The 20905-nt window shown below is 38.3% G+C and carries 11 protein-coding genes; 7 read left to right on the top strand and 4 right to left on the bottom strand.

What is annotated here, in order from left to right:
• The first annotated feature begins 695 nt into the window (after positions 1-695).
• The 7 genes from V7K67_RS33895 to V7K67_RS33865 all read left to right on the top strand — a co-directional run bounded on the left by V7K67_RS33895 (position 696) and on the right by V7K67_RS33865 (position 12135).
• Complete coding sequence (locus V7K67_RS33895; RefSeq protein ID WP_334730017.1) at positions 696-2147, top strand: sugar transferase; 1452 nt, start codon at positions 696-698, stop codon at positions 2145-2147.
• Positions 2148-2502: 355 nt separating this feature from the next.
• On the top strand, positions 2503-3936 hold the full coding sequence (locus tag V7K67_RS33890) for an oligosaccharide flippase family protein (RefSeq protein ID WP_334708380.1): 1434 nt from the start codon (positions 2503-2505) through the stop codon (positions 3934-3936).
• A gap of 66 nt (positions 3937-4002) precedes the next feature.
• Positions 4003-5001 (top strand): glycosyltransferase family 2 protein, encoded by a 999-nt coding sequence (locus V7K67_RS33885; RefSeq protein ID WP_334708381.1) that lies wholly within the window; start codon positions 4003-4005, stop codon positions 4999-5001.
• A gap of 456 nt (positions 5002-5457) precedes the next feature.
• Complete coding sequence (locus V7K67_RS33880) at positions 5458-6711, top strand: O-antigen ligase family protein (RefSeq protein WP_334730019.1); 1254 nt, start codon at positions 5458-5460, stop codon at positions 6709-6711.
• A gap of 88 nt (positions 6712-6799) precedes the next feature.
• On the top strand, positions 6800-8101 hold the full coding sequence (locus tag V7K67_RS33875) for a UDP-glucose/GDP-mannose dehydrogenase family protein (RefSeq protein WP_334708383.1): 1302 nt from the start codon (positions 6800-6802) through the stop codon (positions 8099-8101).
• Positions 8085-9281 (top strand): glycosyltransferase family 4 protein, encoded by a 1197-nt coding sequence (locus tag V7K67_RS33870; protein WP_335170291.1) that lies wholly within the window; start codon positions 8085-8087, stop codon positions 9279-9281. The genes V7K67_RS33875 and V7K67_RS33870 overlap by 17 nt, the downstream gene beginning before the upstream one ends.
• Positions 9282-9888: 607 nt before the next feature.
• The gene (locus V7K67_RS33865; RefSeq protein ID WP_334730021.1) at positions 9889-12135 is read left to right on the top strand and encodes a GumC family protein; all 2247 of its coding nucleotides are present in this window, start codon (positions 9889-9891) and stop codon (positions 12133-12135) included.
• A gap of 158 nt (positions 12136-12293) precedes the next feature.
• Here V7K67_RS33865 and V7K67_RS33860 read toward each other — a convergent pair whose 3' ends face one another.
• From V7K67_RS33860 to V7K67_RS33845, 4 genes are all read right to left on the bottom strand, one after another.
• Complete coding sequence (locus V7K67_RS33860; RefSeq protein WP_335170290.1) at positions 12294-13685, bottom strand: right-handed parallel beta-helix repeat-containing protein; 1392 nt, start codon at positions 13683-13685, stop codon at positions 12294-12296.
• A gap of 747 nt (positions 13686-14432) precedes the next feature.
• Positions 14433-15728: a hybrid sensor histidine kinase/response regulator gene (locus tag V7K67_RS33855; protein ID WP_335170289.1), complete on the bottom strand. Its 1296-nt coding sequence runs from the start codon at positions 15726-15728 to the stop codon at positions 14433-14435.
• Entirely contained in the window at positions 15725-18160 is a 2436-nt protein-coding gene (locus V7K67_RS33850; RefSeq protein ID WP_335170288.1) for a hybrid sensor histidine kinase/response regulator, read from the bottom strand. The genes V7K67_RS33855 and V7K67_RS33850 overlap by 4 nt, the downstream gene beginning before the upstream one ends.
• 560 nt (positions 18161-18720) lie before the next feature.
• Positions 18721-20853 carry a tetratricopeptide repeat protein gene (locus V7K67_RS33845; RefSeq protein ID WP_335170286.1) on the bottom strand — a complete coding sequence of 711 codons (2133 nt, stop codon included), beginning with the start codon at positions 20851-20853 and terminating at the stop codon, positions 18721-18723.
• Positions 20854-20905: the final 52 nt, after the last annotated feature.

Raw genomic sequence — 20905 nt, 5'->3', positions numbered from 1 at the left:
TTGTTCATCTTACTTTCAGTTCTTGGAGTTGATTTTCATTAACCTGTTACCAATTATCTAAAAAGATGCCCATGAAAATAACCCAAGTTCAACCCTGATACTTAGATTATGTAAATTTTTGTAACAATAATCAAATTTTTGATGCTTTTCGTTATACGTTATCCATGTAAGTTTTGTGAATCAGTAATTATGCGTAAGCAAACCAAAGAAACTTTTAAGCAAAACTGAATTAGTCTAGCTAAACATGCTACAGTAGTTTATGAAGAGATACAAATTGTATCATTCATAAAAATGTGAATCTGCAATAAAACTCTAGTCATACAGTCCAATTATTTATTACGACCCCTAAAAATTCTATATTTCCATCTAACCTGATTAATTATTAATGCCAGGGGTTTTTATTTTCATTTAACTATTAAGATTGGCTCACCAAAAAATTCTTTCCTTGGCATCAAAGCTCAAAGTGTAAGGGCTAAACCAGGTGCTAATCTACAACAAAAGTTAAGCATTCGGGTAGTAACTGCAATTAGGAAAGATCAACCCTAAGATATGCTTTTTATCAATAAAATTAAAGTTACTCTGAAGAAAATGGTTAATAGTAAACTATAAAGGACAGGTTTCTTTGATAGCAAATGTGAGATACCCCACTTGTATAGGTTTTCATCAAATTTTAACTACACAAAGTGTTATTAACTATGAGTAATCAAAGCATTGCAACAAATCATAAATTGAGTGAAGTGCCTTTAGATTTACGTGCATCCGCATTTGTCAGGGTACGTAAAGGATCATGGTGGTTGAGATTAACAACACTATTTTTAGTAGACTATACTCTTTTATCCTTAGCTTGGATTTTAGCTGGATATCAATCTTATTATGATTATGAGGATTTGACTCGCTATATACCGAGTCATTATTTACCGATTTTAATAACTATTGGAATTCAAATAGGTTCACTAGCTGTCCAAGGTATTTATCGAGAAGGTCAAAAACGCTATGACTATTTGAACATTATTAAATCGCTAACTTTTGCTCATGGATTAATACTCCTTGTTTGTTTTTTGTATAAACCAGTTGTTGATATTACACACCCAAGATTAATATTATTATCTTGGTTGCTAAGTATATTATTTATTTGCACTGGTAGATATACTGTAAATATTACTCTCGAATATCTCCGCAAGCAGAAAAAAATAGTTCGTTCTTCTGTATTTATTATTTGTGATCCTCAAGATCATGAGCAGATTGCTAGCTTTATAAAAAAAGAGAAACATTATCTAGTATCTGGAACTGCAAATGCTAATTCATTAGACAGATATCAACGTCAAAAAACATTGAATCAACTTAATGAATTAGGTGTGACAGAAGTTTTTATATCTTGGGATGCTCTAAAAAATAGAATGTTTTTGTGCTGGTTATTTCAAGCATCCGGCATTCAAGTACATATTTTACCGATGGAATTAAAACCAATTTATAGAAACATAGAATTTAGCAAAATAGGAGGAATGCCTTGCCTGAGTTTGGATTGCCCAATAATTACAGGTAAAGATTTTTGGATAAAGCGTAGTTGTGACTTTTGTTTCGCGACTTTATTTGTAATGTTATCATTTCCTATTTATATAGCTATAGCTATAGCTATAAAACTGGACTCTCCCGGCACAGCATTTTATAGGCAAACACGTATAGGCTTACATGGGCAACAGTTTAAAGTCTGGAAATTCAGAACCATGAGGTTGGATGCGGAAAAATTACAGAAAGAATTAGAAGCTTTAAATGAAACGAAAGATGGGATCATCTTTAAAATTAAAGATGATCCTCGTATTACCAGTGTTGGTAAGTTTCTCCGTCGTTACAGCTTAGACGAATTACCCCAACTCTTTAATGTTATTCTTGGAGAAATGAGTATAGTAGGACCTCGCCCTTTACCTACTAGAGATGTAGATAAGTTTTCTGAACATCATTTTATTCGACATGAAGTTTTGCCTGGTATTACAGGTCTTTGGCAAGTCTCAGGGCGCTCGGATATTTTAGATTTTGAACAAGTTATAAATCTTGATCTTAGCTACATTGAAAACTGGTCTCTTGGATTAGACTTTGAAATTCTACTCAAAACAGTTATGGTAGTTTTGAAAAAAGAAGGTGCTTACTAATTTGATGAAAATAAAATCAATCATAGTAGATAGCAATAATTATATAAATTATAGGGTTTATGTATTGATATAACTATTGCAATTTACAGTGAAGTTTTTCACTCATTAAATTTAGATTTTCCTACTTTGAGTAGTTAATTATTTTCTGAAGAGACACTTAAAGTATTTGTTAATTTAATAAAATATTGATTGTGAGGAATGCCAAATTCAAGATTATGATTTATGGAAGCTAAAAAAATGTATTTTTGTACTTAACTTGTATGACTGGTATGTATGAAAAATCTAGGAAAACTTCTAAGATTTTATCAGTATTGGTGATTTAAAACTAACGATATAGGCTGATTAATAATTCAGAATGGTAGAAAAGTATAAATTAATAAGTAATTCCCTTTCAATGATAGTCAATCGGTTAGCACAAAGCATTACAGCCTTTGTATTAACCGCTGCTATTGCTCGTACTCTAGGAGCTGAGGCTTTAGGTCAGTATCTACTAGCGTATAGCTACTATTTTATTTTTGTGGGCATTGCTTCACAAGGGCTAAAGACATTATTTACCAGAGAAATAGCCAGTGAACCACAAAAAACATCAGTCTATTTAATTAGTGGCACTTACTTACAATTAATATTTACTTTTTTGAGCTATGGGGCTTTAGTTATTGTAGTATTTTTACTTCCCTACAGTTCCAAAACCTCTACTGTTTGCTACATCATGGGCTTAACCATCATTCCATTTGGACTTTCCAACGTAACGGAGGCAATTTTCCAAGCTAAAGAAAAGATGCATTTGATTGCTATTGCTACAGTCCCAGTATATGTGCTACGCGTACTAATAATGATCTGGGCAATGAAACTGAAGTATGGAATTGAATATCTAGGAGCAATACTATTTTTTTCGGAAACATTAATTCTGATAATTGAATGGATTCTGATTACACGGTTCGTCAAAATACAATGGCAGATCGATAGAATTTTTGTATGGAATATAATTAAGACCGCACGGACATTTTTTGCTATTGAAGCAATATCTGTAGTTAGTAGCAGAATTCAAATCTTGATTCTTTCATTGTTAGGCAATGAGTTTTTAGTAGGTCTTTTTGGTGGAATAGTACAACTGCTGCAACCTTTTTTAATTATTGCCAACAGTATAACTGTAGCAATGTTTCCCAGACTCTCCAAAGTAGTAGACCAAGGGCGGCAAAAGCAGCAGCAAATCACTGAAAGCTTTATTGAAATTCTACTAATTATGGGATTACCCCTATTCCTTGGATTGTTATTTTTTGGCGAAGATTTACTCATTTTTATTTATGACTCTAGCTTTGCCCAAGGAAGTTTAGCTCTTAGTATAAGTGCTGTATCACTTCTTTTACTGCCATTCACACGCACACTCTGCTATCTACTTGTTGCCAATCATTTTGAGATAGTCAACCTACGTGAAGTGGTTATTACAACTACATTAGGAAGCTTGGCAGGTGTGGCATTAGTTTCACAATATCAGCTACTCGGTGCAGCTATCATGGCATCGCTAATGACTATTATTGGCTTTAGTCAATATGTTTACTTCAGCTATACTCTCCTCTTTCCATTAAATTTATGGCGAATTGTTCGCCGTCCCTTTATAATTGGCGCTTTAATGCTAACTGTATTCTTAATTTTAAAGAAAATTAATTTAGACTTTTCATTAACTCTTATTATTTCGGTTTCATCCTATATCTTATTTGTTAGTTCTCTGGGTATTTATACTTTAGGCGGAATTGATTTTGTCTTGGAAAAATTTGTAAGAAAGGGATGAAGCTTTAATCACTAATCTTGTTTCTAAAACAGGAAAATTGCAAAAATTAAGATAAGTACTAGAGCAATGAATATTGAATCTTTTCAATCAGAAAAAACAAGAAACCAAGAATTAGCAATGGTAAATGAAAGTAACCAAACAATAGTTAGCGTCGTAATTCCTACACGCAATAGACCACAAATTGTTGCTAGGGGTGTCACAAGTGCATTAAATCAAACGCTGCAATCAATTGAAGTGATTGTGATCATAGACGGTCCCGATCAGGAAACAGTGAATGTACTATCTCAGATAACTGATCCAAGATTAAGAGTGATAGAACTATCAAAAAATGTTGGGCCATCAGGGGCCAGAAATACTGGCGTGAGAGAAGCTAAAAGTGCTTGGATAGCCTTTTTAGATGATGATGATGAATGGCTTCCACAAAAACTGGAGCGTCAACTTGAAGTAGCAAATAGTTCCCATTATGATTTTCCAGTTGTTGCTAGTCGTTTCATTTCCCAGACTCCAAAAGGTGACTTGATTTGTCCTAGAAGGCTACCTAACATCTCTGAACCTCTAAGTGAATATCTTTTCGCACGTAACTCATTTTTTAAAGGAGAGGGCTGCATACAAACATCAACTATTTTTGTGAAAAAAGAGTTAGTGCAAAAAATGCCTCTAGAAGAAAAATTTTACAGACATGAGGATTGGGAGTGGTTGCTTCGGGTTACTGCTATGGAAGGTGTAGGAGTTGAGTTTGTGCCTGAACCTATGGCAATTTGGCATTCAGATATGGGAATCAAGCGCTTAAGCAACATCAACGAATGGCAATATTCCTTGGATTGGATTCGTTCCACTCGCAATTTAGTAACACCAAAAGCTTATTCAGGCTTTATTACAACAATTATTACTCCTTCTGCATCCTTAGTAGGTGATTGGAAAGCCTTCTTTCCTTTGTTGGGGGAATCTATACGCTGGGGCAATCCCCGACCCATTGATATATTCTTGTACTTAACTATGTGGCTGTTCCCTCAGCAACTCAGGCAGCAAATTCGCTCTGTTTTCCTCAAAAAGCCCAAAATATAGGAGACTGTTTCCAAAAAGAAGGCAGAAGATAAGAATAATGACAAAAAACCTTAAAGCGTGAATTTCAAGTCTCCCAAAAAAAATACTTCTAAAGATAAGCATAGCGCGATATATAAAGCCTCTTTGCTTAATTTTCTAGCTTTTCAGTGCGGATTAGTTCTATCTTCATAAAAAATAAATGTCAATCCTAAAAATACAGCGAACTCGTAAAAAGTGAATGCCTTGGACGGGGTAGTTGGCTATAAATAAAGATGGGTATTAGTTCCACTTAGTTATGTCCGCGTTATGGCTGATGCTATAATTTGTTTATTAAGTGATAACGTGCAACAAAGAATACAAATTACGGCATTAGCCTTCAGTTAGCAAGGTTTGAGTTGCTGAAATATTACCTGTTTGAACGGCAATATTTCTCACAAAGATATAAAAAAATAAATGTTTTAGTCAATTTATGAAAATATGAAAAAACTGCTAATTTTTGCTGAATATGGATTCACTGTTGTAACGTTGCTGATTTATTCAGGCGCTATCTTCACCCTTATCCTTTCAGGAGGAGCATTACAGCAGGAACAGGTAGAATATGATAGCTCCTCAATTCGGATTATTTATGCCTTAATCTACGCAGTTACATTCTTACTACTAGTTTTGCGTTGGAAGAAAACTCTATATATCCTGAGTAAAGGACTCTGGTTTTATCCAATATTCATATTGGCAGTTGTTTCTATTCTTTGGTCTGCTGAACCCTCAACAACATTAAAAAATAGTTTTACTCTCATTACTTCCAGCTTGTTTGGCGTGTATTTTGCCTCGCGATACAGCTTAAAACAGCAATTACATTTATTAGCTTGGGTTTTTGGAATTATTATAATACTTAGTGTCTTTTTTGCCGTAGCTTTGCCTAAATACGGTATACAGTCCGACGCAGGAAAGTGGCGTGGAGTATTCACTCACAAAAACGGTCTGGGAGGAAGGATGGTTACTAGTAGTATAGTTTTTTTAGTCCTTGGTTATCAAAGTAAAAGATATGGTTGGCTTTTCTGGGGGGGAGTTAGCTTGTCAATACTGCTATTACTACTTTCTGGTTCAGCTTCATCTCTAGTAAATTTAGTAATTTTAGTATTGGCATTTTTTGCTTTTCAAGTTTGGCGATTGTCATACTCGATCATGATACCAACCCTAATAATGATGGCAATCATAGGTCAAATTTTATATTTTTGGTTGTCTAACGGTGTCGATGTAGTATTCACTGCACTTGGTAAAGATTCAACACTAACGGGTCGAACAGATTTGTGGCCACTAGTGATGGATATGATTTGGAAACGTCCTTGGCTTGGTTATGGTTATGGTGGATTCTGGCAAGGATGGAATGGTGAGTCTGCCTATATTTGGCTTAATGCAGGATGGCTGGCACCCCACCCCCACAATGGTTATCTTGCTCTTTGCCTTGATTTGGGTTTTTTAGGATTGGGGGTATTCTTCTTAGGATTTTGGCGCACTTATCTGCAAGGATTGAATTGGGTGCGTGGTAGTAAAACAGCATTAGATATTTGGCCACTTATACATATGACATATATAGCCTTAGCTAGCCTTACTGAATCTGCCTTGCTTGAATCTAATAGCTTGAATTGGATTCTGTATGTAGCGTTATCTTTCTCAGTGAGAATGACAGATGAAACAAGAATAATAAATGCAAAAAAGCAATTTACAGCATAGAACTTAATAATTAATTGTAAAAACGTTCTAAAGTAATTGTTTTTATGGTCGTAATCCAGAACATACTAGTACCACTATGAGCATAGATATGAAAATTAGCATTTTTGGTTTGGGATATGTCGGTGCTGTAACAGCAGCTTGCTTGGCACGAGATGGGCACGAAGTCATTGGGGTAGATGTCAATCCCGAAAAAGTGGATTTGATTGCCAAGGGAGAGTCACCCATTGTAGAGCCAGGGCTGAGTCAGTTACTAGTTGATGGAGTGGCAGCTAAGTTAATCACAGCTACTACAGATGCGGAAGCGGCGGTACTAGGATCAGATGTTTCGCTGATTAGCGTCGGTACACCTCCAATGGAGAGAGGAGAACCCGATCTTACTTATGTTTGGAATGTGTGCAAGCAGATTGGGAAAGCCGCCATCCATAAGACTGAAGGCCATGTAGTTGTGTTGCGTAGCACTGTCCCCCCAGGAACATTGGAAAAGTGTCAAAATCTGTTAGATGGTATCACAGGTGATAATTCTATTCATCTGGCATTTAACCCAGAGTTTTTACGTGAAGGTTCGGCTATCAAAGATTACGATCAACCACCGTACACCATTATTGGTACTGAATCTCCTGTAGCAGAAGCAGCAGTACGGCAGATGTATGCCGCTGTGGATGCACCGTTCACTGTAGTCCAGCCATCTGTGGCGGAAATGGTTAAATATGTGGCCAATTGCTGGCACGCTACCAAGGTAGGGTTTGCTAATGAAATCGGACGAGTCGCTAAAGCCTTTGGCGTAGATGGACGGGAAGTAATGAACATCATCGTGCAGGACACGAAGTTAAATATTTCCCCTGTTTACATGCGTCCTGGATTTGCCTACGGTGGTTCCTGTCTGCCTAAAGATCTGAGTTCTTTGCTTTACCACGCAAGGAACATGGATGTTCCAGTTCCACTACTAAACGCCCTCCCAACTACTAACAGCCTTCAAGTGGATTTGGCTGCCCAGCAGGTGTTACGTCTTGGAGTTAGACAGGTTGCTGTTTTGGGATTGGCATTCAAACCAGGTACAGATGATTTAAGAGAAAGTCCAGCGGTACTGTTAGTCAAGCGGTTGATTGGGGAAGGCTGCCAGGTGAAAATATACGACCCTGCTGTATATGAGGCTCGACTGATGGGAACCAACCTTGCCTATATCCAGAGTAACATCCCTCACTTTGAGGCTTTGCTAGTACCAAATTCCCAGCAAGCTTTAGAGGGAGCAGAACTGGCAGTAGTTAACCATGCTACACCAGAATTTCGCCAAGTACTACTTGAGGCTCCCAAAGAAATGCAAATTTTGGATCTAGCCGGGGTCTTTAATCAAACAAGTAAGGAGTTAGGTTATCATGGCATTGCTTGGTAGGGTACTGATTATTGTCGAGAACCTCCCCCTTCCCTTTGATCGGCGCGTATGGATGGAAGCAACTACCCTGATAAAAGCCGGGTATGAAGTTTCGGTGATTTGTCCTAAAGGTAAAGGATTTGAACAAGAATATGAGGTTATTGATCAGGTTCACATTTATCGTCATGAAATGCCACCTGATATCAGTTCGGTATCAGGTTATCTAAAGGAGTATGGTACAGCGCTTTTTTGGGAGTTTCGCCTTGCCCATCGGGTGTGGCGAGAGCGAGGTTTTGATATTGTCCACATTTGCAATCCTCCAGATTTGCTATTTTTGGTGGCGGGATGGTTTAAGTTATTTAAAGGTGTAAAAGTCATATTTGATCACCATGATATCAATCTGGAGATGTACGAAGCCAAGTATGGACGAAGAGATATCTTCTACTATGGACTTTCTCTAGTTGAACGATTAACCTTTGCAACAGCAGATGTAGTTATCTCAACTAATGAGTCTTACCTTTCAGTAGCACTTACCCGTGGGCGTAAAAGTCCAGAGGATGTCTTTGTTGTTCGCAGTGGTCCTGATCTTTCTCGCTTTCAACCCGTACCGCCCAACTCAGTCTACCGTAAAGGTCGGAAGTATTTGGTGGGATATGTTGGCGTCATGGGAGAACCGGAGGGAATCGATTATCTGCTGCAATCAGTGCGCTACATTGTCTATGAAAAAAAACGCCAGGATATTCACTTTATGCTCATCGGTAGTGGGCCGATGTTTGAGAAGCTTCAGGCACTTTCTGAAGAGTTAGAAGTTAATGAGTTTGTAGAATTTACGGGGCGTATTCCTGATAATGAACTTCTGGCAAGACTTTCTAGCTGTGATATATGTGCTAATCCCGATAAAAAAATGCCTTACAATGACCGTTCGACAATGAACAAGATCATGGAATACATGGCAATGGGAAAACCTATTGTTCAGTTTGACCTTTTGGAAGGAAGGCGATCGGCAGAGGGAGCATCTGTTTATGCCAAAGGCAACGATGTGGTGGATTTTGCCGAAAACATTCTTGAACTTCTAGAGGATAGTGAGCGGCGACAAAAGATGGGAGAGCTAGGTAGACAAAGAATGGAGGAAAAACTAGAGTGGCGACATCAAATACCTAAGCTGTTAGAGGCTTATGATAAAGCTTGGCAACCTAAGTAGGAACACGACAGATGAAAATATCGTGAATAGGACTTACGCACACTCTACGAATTCTCGGCGCTCTTGGCGTCTTCTCTACGAGACGCTGCGCGTTGGCCTCAGCCTCTCGAAGAGAAGGCGGTTCGATAAATTAAGCTTTTTAGCAATTTTTGCGTAAGTCTTAGTGAAATTATATTCTGAACTCAAGGAGGTTAAGCAATCAGGAGGAAATTTTGATCTTCAAAAACCTCAAATTGACTAAAGCTTTTTTACGGCTTTGAGCAGCAAATAATAAAGACTAAGTTATGAGAGTTATATCTGGCTCTTGCGTTGGTTTTATGGTAGGGCATTAAGATCGCAGTTTTATAGAAAGGTTCAAAAGGTTAATTAAAGCATAAATGAAGGATGAACTGTTATCGTATGTATTTTTAATGATGCTCCTCTACACTCCTAAGTATTGGCTATTAGATTCCTGAAACCAAAGCCTGTAAATGATTTCGGGTTTTTTTACCTAAATAGTCTATACTATATGTCATATTGTAAAATAGTATCACTAGGTGTGCTTTGTAGCTAATCTGAGTAGATCAATATTGAGTTTCTCCTTTAAAACCTGTACTTTGGAAGATTTATGTCAGAAAAATCTATGGAATCTAGAGAATCTATTGATTTAGACCTTAATCATTACTTATTGATATTGAAACGATGGTGGTTACCTGGTACTGCGATATTTGTAGCAACAGTTATGTTGAGTGCTGTAGCTATACAATTTATGAAGCCATCTTATGAAGCAGAAGGAAAACTGTTATTCAAAATTCCCTCTTTTAAAGTAGCAGGAACTAATCTTTCGCCTGGCACCTCTGAAGGAGGAGACTCAGGAGATTTGAAACCCTTGGTAGCAACTCAAAATCCCATAAGCAGTCAGATAGAAGTTATTTCTTCCCCTACTTTATTGCAGCGAACAATAGACAAACTAAAACTTAAAGATAATAAAGGTGAACCTCTGCAAATAAAAGGGCTACAAAAATCCCTGACCCTCAAAATTGTGGGTGGGACAGATGTATTGCGAATTAGCTATAGCAGCCGTGACCCTGAAGAAGCAGCGGCAGTGGTCAACACAATTATGAATTTATATTTGGAAAATGATATTTTGACAAATCGCTCTGAGGCAGGAGCAACTCGTCAATTTATGGCCAAGCAGCTTCCTAAAACTCAAGCGGCTGTTAATAATGCAGAAGTAGCGCTACGTATATTTAAACAAAAGCATCACATTGCAGATTTAACAGAGGAGACAAGGTCAGCCGTTGCGACTATTGGAAATTTAGACAATGAGATGAATACTGTTAAGGCTCAACTGGATGAGGTAAACGCCCAAACCAATGAACTGCGACAGAAAGTAGAGCTAAATTCTCAGGAAGCTATGGCAGTAAGTGCTATCAGTCAGTCACCCGCAGTGCAGGGAGTCCTTACACAACTTCAAGAGACCGAGCGGCAGTTAGCAATTGAACGCAGCCGTTTCCTAGATGACAACCCCGTAGTTGTTAACCTAGAAGCAAAAAAAGCTAGTTTAAAATCCCTCCTGCAACAGCAAATTGGTCAGACTGTTGGCCATCAAACACAAGTTCCCCAGGGTCAATTACAGATTGGAGAACTCAGACAAAGTCTGATACAAAATTTTGTCCAGTCAGAAATACAGCGCTTGGGTTTAACTCAAAGACTCTACTCTCTATATAATTCCCGTTCTAGCTACGAACAGCGGATGAAAATCATACCCCAGTTGGCACAAAATCAGCGGGAGTTAGAACGGAAAGTTGAAGTTGCAGACTCTACCTATCAAACTCTATTGAAAAAGGTTCAAGAATTACAGTTAGTTGAGAATACAAATACAGCCAATTCCCGAATTATTGCTCAGGCTTTAGTTCCCGAAGACCCAGTATTAACTAAAAAAATAATTGTTTTGGTGCTAGGAGTGATGTTCGGTTTATTTTTTGCGACTACAACCGTACTCTTCCTTGCTATGAGAGATAGATCTCTAAAAACACTAAAAGAAGTTAGAGATGTATTTCGATATACCTTACTGGGAATTATTCCTTTGTCTGTTAAAAAGATTCGCTCCCGTTATTCCAATGCAGAATCAACAGCTCAAAAAATTGCCGTTAGAGATACTCCCCACTCTTTAACGAGCGAAATGTACCGGATGATTCAAGCCAATCTGAAATTCCTGAGTTCAGATAAAGTACTCAAAACTATCGTGGTAACTAGCGCAGTTCCTAAGGAAGGCAAGTCTACAGTTTCAGCTAATTTGGCAGCGGCGATCGCTCAACTAGGACGTCAAGTTTTACTAGTTGATGCAGATATGCGAATTCCTTCTCAGCATCATCTCTGGCAACTAACCAATGCAGTTGGTTTGAGTGAGGTTCTTGTAGGTCAGGCTGAATTTGACATTGCTGTATCTAAGGTAATGGATAACCTTGATGTTTTAACTGCTGGAGTTAGACCTCCGAACCCACTTGCTTTGCTTGACTCAAAACGGATGGCATCACTAATTGAAAATTTTTCATCTCAATACAACTATGATTTTGTCATTATTGATGCTCCTCCTCTCCTTTTAGCAGCTGATGCTTTGACTTTAAGCCAAATGACTGATGGGATTTTGTTAGTAGCTAGACCTGGGGTAATTGATTCTAATAGTGCAGCTGCGGCTCAAGAAATGCTAGAGAAATCCAGTCACAACGTCTTAGGTTTAGTTGTGAACGGTATCATTGATAAAAATGAATCTAGTAGTTATTTCAACCATGCCAAAGAATACTTTACTGATCAAGATTTGAGAAGAGAGGTTAAGCAACAAAAACGTATTCCGAACAAAAGCTCTGTCTAAAGCAGGATTTTGTCTTACTAATGAACTGAATACTAGTGAACTGAAGAGCATAACTTGTATATCATGTCTATTTAATTAGCCAAAAAAGAACAAGCCTGCTTTTGCAGGCTTGTTCTTTTTTGGAGCTGTAGACTTCAGTTTGACATCACTATGGGCAGTTACCTATATTCGTATGCCCCAATATCATATCCACTACCAGTAGGACGAGGGTTACCTGCATAATCAGTTGTCAAACCACTCCAATAGTAACCCCTATTGATTGCTGGACTCGTTGCTTGGAGTCTAAAGTCACCACTTGAGGGATTCACAAACTGTGGGTTTCCAATAACATCGTGAAGACCTCTCACAACGATCAGGGCACCATTGGGGTAAAGATTGTAGTCATAGGTGACGTTGCTATTCATCACGTTGCTGTTCGCATTTCTACCAGGAGAAGGATAAATAATGTTGTTTAAAATCTTGATATCAGATGCATAACCACCATAAATGTCCCCCTTATTTTTAAGCCCTGGAGTTTGCTGATTCAAATATGCCGTGTTGTTGACAATATCCACATGCTGGCTTTCATGGGCATGAATACCCGAGCCACCATTCCTGTAGCTAATATTGTTGGCAATTAAAGTCCGTCCTCTATATGCACCATTTGTACCACTTTTTGAAATATCTACAATAATGCCATTACCATCTGTGATAGTTCCAGTTTGAATCCAGGGAACGTACATACGATTGTTGTATGCCCTGTTGTTGGTTGCAAACATCTTGTATCCCTGGTTGTTGTCAGAATTCCAATTCTGTAAGAAGGAAATGCCGCTAGTACCATAGACACTGTACCAGGCGTTATTATACACAGTGTTATTATCCACTCTCACATAATCAGCTCCGGCTACTGAAATACCAGCTCCTCCACAGTCATGCACTTTGTTGTTCAGAATATTTATGTGATGAACGCCACCACCATTGCGTCCGTCAATGCTTATGCAGTTTCCGTTTGTCAGGCTATTTGATGAGTTACTCTTCTGACTTAATGCATAAGCAAGGGTGACATTGGCATTGTTTCCTATGACCTCTAACCCATTGATCTCAATATATGAAACTCGCTTTCCAAACCCGATACCATTCCATGTATTGTGCCGAATTCTTGGAGAATGGCCAGGATAGGCTTTAAATTTAATCCAGGCATTTGCAGTTCCAGAACGACTAATGCTTAGTACAGATCCACGTCCGGGTGCATTCCTGTATTCCCCGTTCATAATCAGTACTGTGTCACCAGGGTTGGTAAGGTCTGCGGCCCTTTGAATTGTCTGAAAAGCGGATGAGGTAGTGAGTCCGCTATTTCTGTCATTTCCTGTAGCGCTAACATAGTATGTCGCAGTTGAAACCAGGCTGATCAGCTTGCGGCTAGGTAGTGGCATTTGCTGAACGGTGGATGACTGGCGAACATCTTTAACTAAAGACTCTGTTATTTTCTGTCCTTGAACCAGACCTGCTAATGCCCAGGGAAGTACAAGAGATGCGCTCAAACTGAGAAAACCTAAACCATGAATCATCATAGGGAAAAAATAGGGTATGTTGCAAAAACTAAATTGTCAACGGTCAGTAACTCTAGCCTTAGTCAGTAACTCAGTATTGGATACGGTCGTATAACTGCTATTTGTAAGTTTATACACGGTTTTCTAGGTTTACACCTGCGAATTTTCGCGTAAATATGGCTAAACTGCCTTTCTAGCTTGTGTTCCAAAAAATAGCATCTACCTAGTGAAAATACTGAGAGAAAATTATCAGTATCGATAGCAGCTCTATTAATGAACACTAAGCAACCGTACAAATAGCGTCATTTCCAATTGCAAATCATTCTACTGTGTATATGCGGTATCTGTGGTTAAGATAGTATATCTGTCATCAATTGGTGAATTTAATTAAATAATTCTTATGATAATAAGAATCACTAAATTGCGAATAAGAAGGCAGGGAATGGGCTATATTGCCTATCCCTTTCAAAAGATTATCATTATCATAATAAATTTGAGTATCTATAGCAAAGTTTGCAAAAGCCTATCAATGCACACTAAGAATTTTTAGTGGGTATTTTAGAGTCTATGCAATTTGTCAATGAGTAATATTACTTGATTTTTTATAATGAGGGATAGAAAAGACAATTTTGGAAGAAGCGATGCCTTCTCTGCAAGGCGCTATGCGTAGCAAGGCCCCGACGCGTCATGTAGTCTATATCATATTAATCCTCCACAGATTACATTCTGACTCCTGAATTCTTCTTCAATTAATTTGCAAATTTTCATTTATCGAATCGGTAGCTCAATGATAAACTCTATGCCTTCACCTGGTTTTGAATCGTATGTGAGCTTACCATGATGATTATTAACCACAATTTGGTAAGCAATAGATAGACCAAGCCCGGTTCCTTTGCCGACAGGTTTTGTTGTGTAAAAAGCATCAAATATTTTTGTGTTATCTGCATTATTTATACCTGAACCATTGTCGGCAACTCTTAAAATAACTTGCTCTCCAATTGCCTCAGTTTTAATTCTAATCATCCCAGGATTTTGATAAATTGTATCAATATCTTTATTTTTATTTTTTTCTTCAATGGCATCGATCGCATTACAAATTAAATTCATAAAAACCTGATTGATTTCGCCAGGAAAACACTCAATAAGTGGCAAGTTTCCATATTCTTTAACTAATTGGATGGTTGGGTGATGAGCATTTTGTTTAAAGCGATGTCCGAGAATGAGTAATGTACTTTCTAACCCTTCATGCAGGTTAGCTAGCTTCTTACCAGCTTCTCTGTGGCGCGAGAAGTTGTTTAGATATGACACAATTTCTGTAACGCGATCTGTACCAACCTGCATGGATTGAATAATTTTAGATAAATCATCTAACAAAAAGGTGAGATCGCTTTTTTGAATTGCGGTTTGAATTTCCTTTGGTGGATCGGGCAGATATTTTTGATAGAGATGTAGTAAATTAACTACCTCTTGTACATACTGTTCCACAAAATTTAAGTTGCCAGCTATGAAATTGATCGGATTATTTACTTCATGAGCAATTCCTGCTGTCAGTTGTCCTAAAGTTGCTACCTTTTCTGCTTGAATTAGTTGAGTTTGAGTTTGTTGCAATTCGGCATTTTTCGCGATTAAGGTTTTCGTCAAATTTCTTAGTTTTAGGTGGTTTTCGATTCGCACCAAGACTTCTTCATGCTGAAAAGGTTTGGTAATGTAGTCTACGGCTCCCAATTGCAAACCTTTGACCTTATCAGCCGTTTCTGAGAGTGCTGTCATAAAAATGACCGGAATATCTTGGACACGAGGATTGGTTTTTAGCTGTTTACAGGTTTCAAAACCATCTATACCCGGCATCATCACATCCAACAAGATTAAATCAGGTAAATCATCATTTTCTAATCGCTGAAGGGCTTTTTCACCGCTGCGTGCTGCCCAAACTTCAAAGCTAGACTGATCCAGAAAACTGGATAAAACTTGTAAATTGGTAGGGTTATCATCAACGACTAAAACAATTCCCCTAGAAGGAGTATAATTGATAGAATTCTTTTGGTCTTCAATAATCATTTTCATACTGTTTCCACCGCATATTTAGTCAAAAAACTTAGGATTAAATCTTCATCAAATTGCCTTGCTAGTTGCCGTAGTTCATTAGCAAATAGTGCGAAGATTGTGTCTCTTTCCTCAAGTTGGTCGGCCCACTTGAGAATGGCATTAAAGTTACCTTTACTAGCTAAGGTAACTAGTTCCTGCAAGATTTGGGGCGAAGGAGGAGTTAATTGAGCAGATTGGCTATTTGCTGTTATTGCTTCTTTAGCTTTTTCTCCATCAGGCTGAGATTGCTTGTAAATCCATACCAAATTTAAGTATTGTTCTAGTTGATGCAATAATTCATCTACCTGTATAGGTTTAGTTAAGAAGGCGTTACCTCCGGCTTGCAGACTGCGATATTTGTCTGCTTCAAAGACACTAGCAGAAGAGACGATAATCAATACATCCTGAATTTCTGGAGTGTGACGCAGGTGTTTAATTAATTCAAACCCATCCATTTCTGGCATCAGCAAATCTGTGATGATTAAGTCTGGTTTGAGAGCGATCGCTATTTCTAAACCTTCTTTACCATTGCTGGCTTCAACTACATTAAAACCCAGTGGTTGCAGTAAGTTTGTAATCACTGTGCGATTCTCCCAGCGATCGTCAACCATCAGGATGGTGTAGGGGCTACCCTCAAAGCCAATGATTTGTTTCTCTGATGCAGTCATCGCAGATTGTACCCAGTCAGCCGCTTCGGGAATCTCTAACTCAAACCAGAAGCTACTCCCCTGGCCGATCTGACTCTGAACATGGATATCGCTACCCATCATCTGTATTAACTGCCGAGTAATAGCTAAACCCAGCCCAGTGCCTTCAGCTTGGCGCTTTTTCTCTCCTACTTGTTCAAATGGCAAGAAAATTTTGCTCAATTCTGCAGGAGTTATACCAATTCCCGTGTCTTCTACGGTATAGCGAAGGCGATATTTCACTGTTTGCCCATCACTGGGAGCTTGATCGATGACTTCAATACTGAAAGTAACCTGACCTTTATCTGTAAATTTGATGGCATTTCCTAAGAGATTCAATAGTACCTGACGGAATCTTTTGACATCGACATGAATTCCTGTAGGTAAGTTGATCGCAGGTTTATAGACAAAGGAAATGCCCTTTTGTTTTGCCCGAATGTGGCATATTTCGACAATTCCTTGAAGAAAGGAGGGGAAATGCACATCATCGGGATGCAGTTCTAACTTTTTTGCTTCAATTTTGGAGAGATCCAAAATGTCATTAATTAAAGTCAGCAGATGAGAGCCGCATTGTTCAATAATATTGACGTGATATTGCTCTTGCTTAGGTAAAGCTGAAGAACGCAGTAAAATTTGGGCACAACCGAGAATGCCATTCAAGGGCGTTCGCAGTTCATGACTCATGTTAGCCAAAAATTCGCTTTTAGCATGGTTGGCTGTATCAGCCGCAGCTTTAGACTTTTTCAGTTCACCTTGTTCAAATGCTTGCACCTGCCACAAGACAGTAATCATAGTGACAGTCAGTCCACCGACAATTAAGGCAATTAAATCGAGGAATTGCAATCGAGATTCGATATTTTGGCGGGGAATCACCAAAGCCACAGACCAATTAGCTTGTGTCAACGGTAGATAAGCTACATACTTTTGAGTGCCGTCAATTTCCATCAACTCAATTCCCTGTTGTTTGTTTACCATCCGCCGGGCGATCGCATTTAAATTGCGATCGCTTATTTTCAGCAGGCTGGGTGCAGGTTTTTCTACGGTTGACATTAACGCCGAGTTTGGATGGACAATCGCCTGTCCTTGGGAATTGAGAGCAAAAGCATAGCTGTTTGTGCCGTATTGCAGCGAGTTGACAACCTCTCCAATGTGATCGACTTTCACATTGCCGTGGAAAGTCCCTATCGGTGAACTATTGCTAGCAGAATTTGACCAAATCGGGGTGGAGATGGCAATTAAAGGAATTCCTGTAGAACGGCTAATGAAGGGATCGGAAATGTCACTCTTTCCCGCAATTGCTTTTTGAAAGTAATCTCGATCCTGAATATTTTTATTTGATCGACCAACTTTTGTATTGGAATATGAACCATCTGGGGTAGCTATTTGGAACAAGAAAAATTCATTTATCCGCTTCGCTTCTGCTTTTAAATAGGGTTCTGCCACAGACCAGTTTAAGGAGCGTACAGTTGAAGTATTAGCCAAGGTTTCTACCTCCACTTGGCGAACATGTAACCACTCCTCAATTTCTGCAACTCCTCTCTGTACCTCTAAAAAAGCGCTCTGTCTCAAATCTTTGAGCATCAGATTTCTAGTGGCTTGATAGCTGAAATAAGCAGAAATACTGACTATCAGGGTAGTACCACCAAGAATAAATCGAATCAGTAAATTTCGCGATGGATGATTTTTTTTATTAGATGCCGATAGGCTGGAGTTTTGTTGTATCAAGGGTTAGCTCCTTAATCACATAGTTCGGTAAGAAAAAATTCTAGGTTATCTTTAGACTTCCCCAGAAATTACCGATGCTCACAGCTTTTGGTAAAATAAACCAGAAATTTATAGTAATGCCACGAATTATAAGTTTTTATAAGAAGAATTCAGGAGTCAGAATTCAGTATGAATTCTGTACGAGTGGGTGATAGCGCAGCGTTAGCGAGTCCGCGAGCGTCTGAATATTGGTTAAAACCGTACTTCGTCCCGCTACGCGCTTTCGCCCTTGGTGGGCGAAAAAATTAAAATATTCTCGCCTTAAAACTCTATCCCTTTATGGGTAGAGTATTCTGAATTCTGACTCCTGTTTTATCTCAAAATATGCTTTCAAATAAACTAAAATTCCAATTATTGCTTCTAATTACGAATTGTTAACGTACTATAGGACTCCTATTTGATTGTTGAAATATATGTAGGGTATGAAAGCTTAAAACAGTGCATTAGACGTAGGTTGGGTTACGCAAAGCCTCCACCCAACTTACAATTTTTTTACTGTATTCATTTTTAATTTTTAATTTTTAATTCCCTTGCGGTGGATTGGTGGAATTAGGAAATGGGAGAACTGGCACAATTACAGGCTTAGGCTTTGATATTTCGCCTTGCAGTTGAATTTGAGCTTGATTACGGCCGTCTATTGCTTGTTGGTAATTAGACTTGTATTTTATTGCTTGATCGTAAGAGGCGATCGCATCTTTAAACCGCTTCAAATTTAATAGCGCATTGCCTCTGCTATACCAGCTTTCAGAATGATCTGGTTTATAACGAACTGCCTTATTATAAGATGTGATCGCATCTTCGTATTTCTGCAATATGTATTGTGAATTCCCTAGATTATACCAGAGTTGATAGTCATTTTGCTTAATTGTTGCCGCTTTATTGTAAGATTTTATTGCTTCTTCATAACGTTGGTTTTGATGCAGCGACCAGCCCAAATTATACCATGCTTGGTAGTTTCTAGGATTGGATTTAATTACTTGATTAAAAGATTCAATCGCTTCTGGATAACGTTGTAGATTCAGCAGTACATTACCTCTTGACAACCAAGCTTGGTAATAATTTGGCTGATATTGTACTGCTTTATCATAAGCGGTGAATGCATCTTGATAGCGTTGGATCTTCACTCGATTATTTCCCAAGTTATACCAAGCTTGCTCGTAGTCTGGTTTGAGTTCAACAACTTTTTCCAAGGCTGCGATCGCTTCTTCATATCGTTTAGAATTCTGCAACGCTAATCCTTTTTTGTACCAAGCTTCGTAATTATCTGGTTTGAGTTCAATTGCCTTTTCATAAGACTTAATTGCTTGGTCATATTGGTTTAAATTACTGAAAGCTTCGCCCTTAGCATTCCAGACTTCTGAGTTGTTGTTATTTAATTGTAAAGCTTTGTCAAAAGAAGCGATTGCTTCTTGATATCGTTGTAAATTTCCTAATACAAAGCCTCTTCCAACCCAAGCATCTAAATAATCTGGTTTAATTTGAATTGCTTTGTCATACGCCACTAATGATTCTTTGTACTTTTTTAATTTATCTAACGTTTTGCCTTGACCATTCCAGCCTTGAGGATAATCTGGTCGAATATTAACGGCTTTTTCATATACTTCTAGCGCATCTTGATAACGTTGCAAATCAAAAAGCGTATTTCCTTGCTTAGATAATTCTATGGCATTATTTGAATTAATATTATTCCAAATAAATATTGATGCTACACCGCCAACCCCAAGCAAAAATATTGATAGTAAAATCTTACTCAATGTACCTTTTTTCGGCTGAGGTTTGTTAATATTTTTTGGCGGCGAAATGGGAGTTAAAGCTATTGTTTCTGTCGGTGGTTGTGTTAATTCTTTCAGCGCTTGTAATGCTACCGTTGCCGAAGCATAACGTTGACGAAAATCGTAGCACACCATTTTATCTAAGAATTGAGCGAATTCTGGCGTAACCGTGGCTTGATTATGCCAGATAATTTCATTAGTATCAGCATCTTTGACTATTTCTTCTGGTGATAATCCAGTGAGAGCTTGAATAGCAATTATTCCAGCAGCATAGATATCACTGCTTAATTTTGGTGTCCCATGAGCTTGTTCACTAGGAATATAACCAGGTGTACCGATAGCTACTGTTGCAATAGTTTGACCTTGGGGAGTAATAACTTGAGTAGCAATTTGTTTAACCGCACCAAAATCAATTAAAATTAGTTTGCCATCTGGTTGGCGTCTGAGAATATTTCGCGGATTGACATCACGATGAATTACATTCTGTTGATGGACAAATTCTAAGATTGTCAAAAGTTCTTGTAAAAGTGAAATTACTTGCTCTTGACTTAGGGTTTTACCTGGTGTTAATTCTTGACTCAGGTCGTGGCCTTCAATTAATTCTTGTACGAGATAAAATTCGGCATCCTCCTCAAAATAAGCTAAAAGTTGGGGAATGCGATCGTGAGTTCCTAATTTATAAAGAACTTGTGCTTCCGTATTAAATAAACGCCTAGCTGTCTCCAAAGTTACTGGATCGCTTGCCTGGAGTTTGAGTTTCTTAACAACACATAGAGGTGAACCAGGTAATTGAGTATCAGAAGCCACAAAAGTTTCACCAAAACCCCCACCTCCCAAGTTACTAATAATTTGGTATCTTCCTACAAGTGTGTTTCCCAGCATCTCGTTTACCTAATTAAGTGCGATGCGATCTGATTTCAATCTTGCCACACGT

It is taken from the genome of Nostoc sp. (assembly GCF_036917155.1).
In the GTDB taxonomy this organism is placed as follows: Bacteria; Cyanobacteriota; Cyanobacteriia; order Cyanobacteriales; family Nostocaceae; genus Nostoc.
This window is presented reverse-complemented; position numbering and strand designations above follow the sequence as displayed.

Excerpts from the sequence above, each read along its gene's own strand:
- V7K67_RS33855 (WP_335170289.1), bottom strand. The coding sequence starts at position 15,728 with ATGAAAATGATTATTGAAGACCAAAAGAATTCTATCAATTATACTCCT.
- V7K67_RS33870 (WP_335170291.1), top strand. The coding sequence starts at position 8,085 with ATGGCATTGCTTGGTAGGGTACTGATTATTGTCGAGAACCTCCCCCTT.
- V7K67_RS33865 (WP_334730021.1), top strand. The coding sequence starts at position 9,889 with ATGTCAGAAAAATCTATGGAATCTAGAGAATCTATTGATTTAGACCTT.
- V7K67_RS33890 (WP_334708380.1), top strand. The coding sequence starts at position 2,503 with ATGGTAGAAAAGTATAAATTAATAAGTAATTCCCTTTCAATGATAGTC.
- V7K67_RS33875 (WP_334708383.1), top strand. The coding sequence starts at position 6,800 with ATGAAAATTAGCATTTTTGGTTTGGGATATGTCGGTGCTGTAACAGCA.
- V7K67_RS33895 (WP_334730017.1), top strand. The coding sequence starts at position 696 with ATGAGTAATCAAAGCATTGCAACAAATCATAAATTGAGTGAAGTGCCT.
- V7K67_RS33880 (WP_334730019.1), top strand. The coding sequence starts at position 5,458 with ATGAAAAAACTGCTAATTTTTGCTGAATATGGATTCACTGTTGTAACG.
- V7K67_RS33845 (WP_335170286.1), bottom strand. The coding sequence starts at position 20,853 with ATGCTGGGAAACACACTTGTAGGAAGATACCAAATTATTAGTAACTTG.
- V7K67_RS33885 (WP_334708381.1), top strand. The coding sequence starts at position 4,003 with ATGAATATTGAATCTTTTCAATCAGAAAAAACAAGAAACCAAGAATTA.
- V7K67_RS33860 (WP_335170290.1), bottom strand. The coding sequence starts at position 13,685 with ATGATGATTCATGGTTTAGGTTTTCTCAGTTTGAGCGCATCTCTTGTA.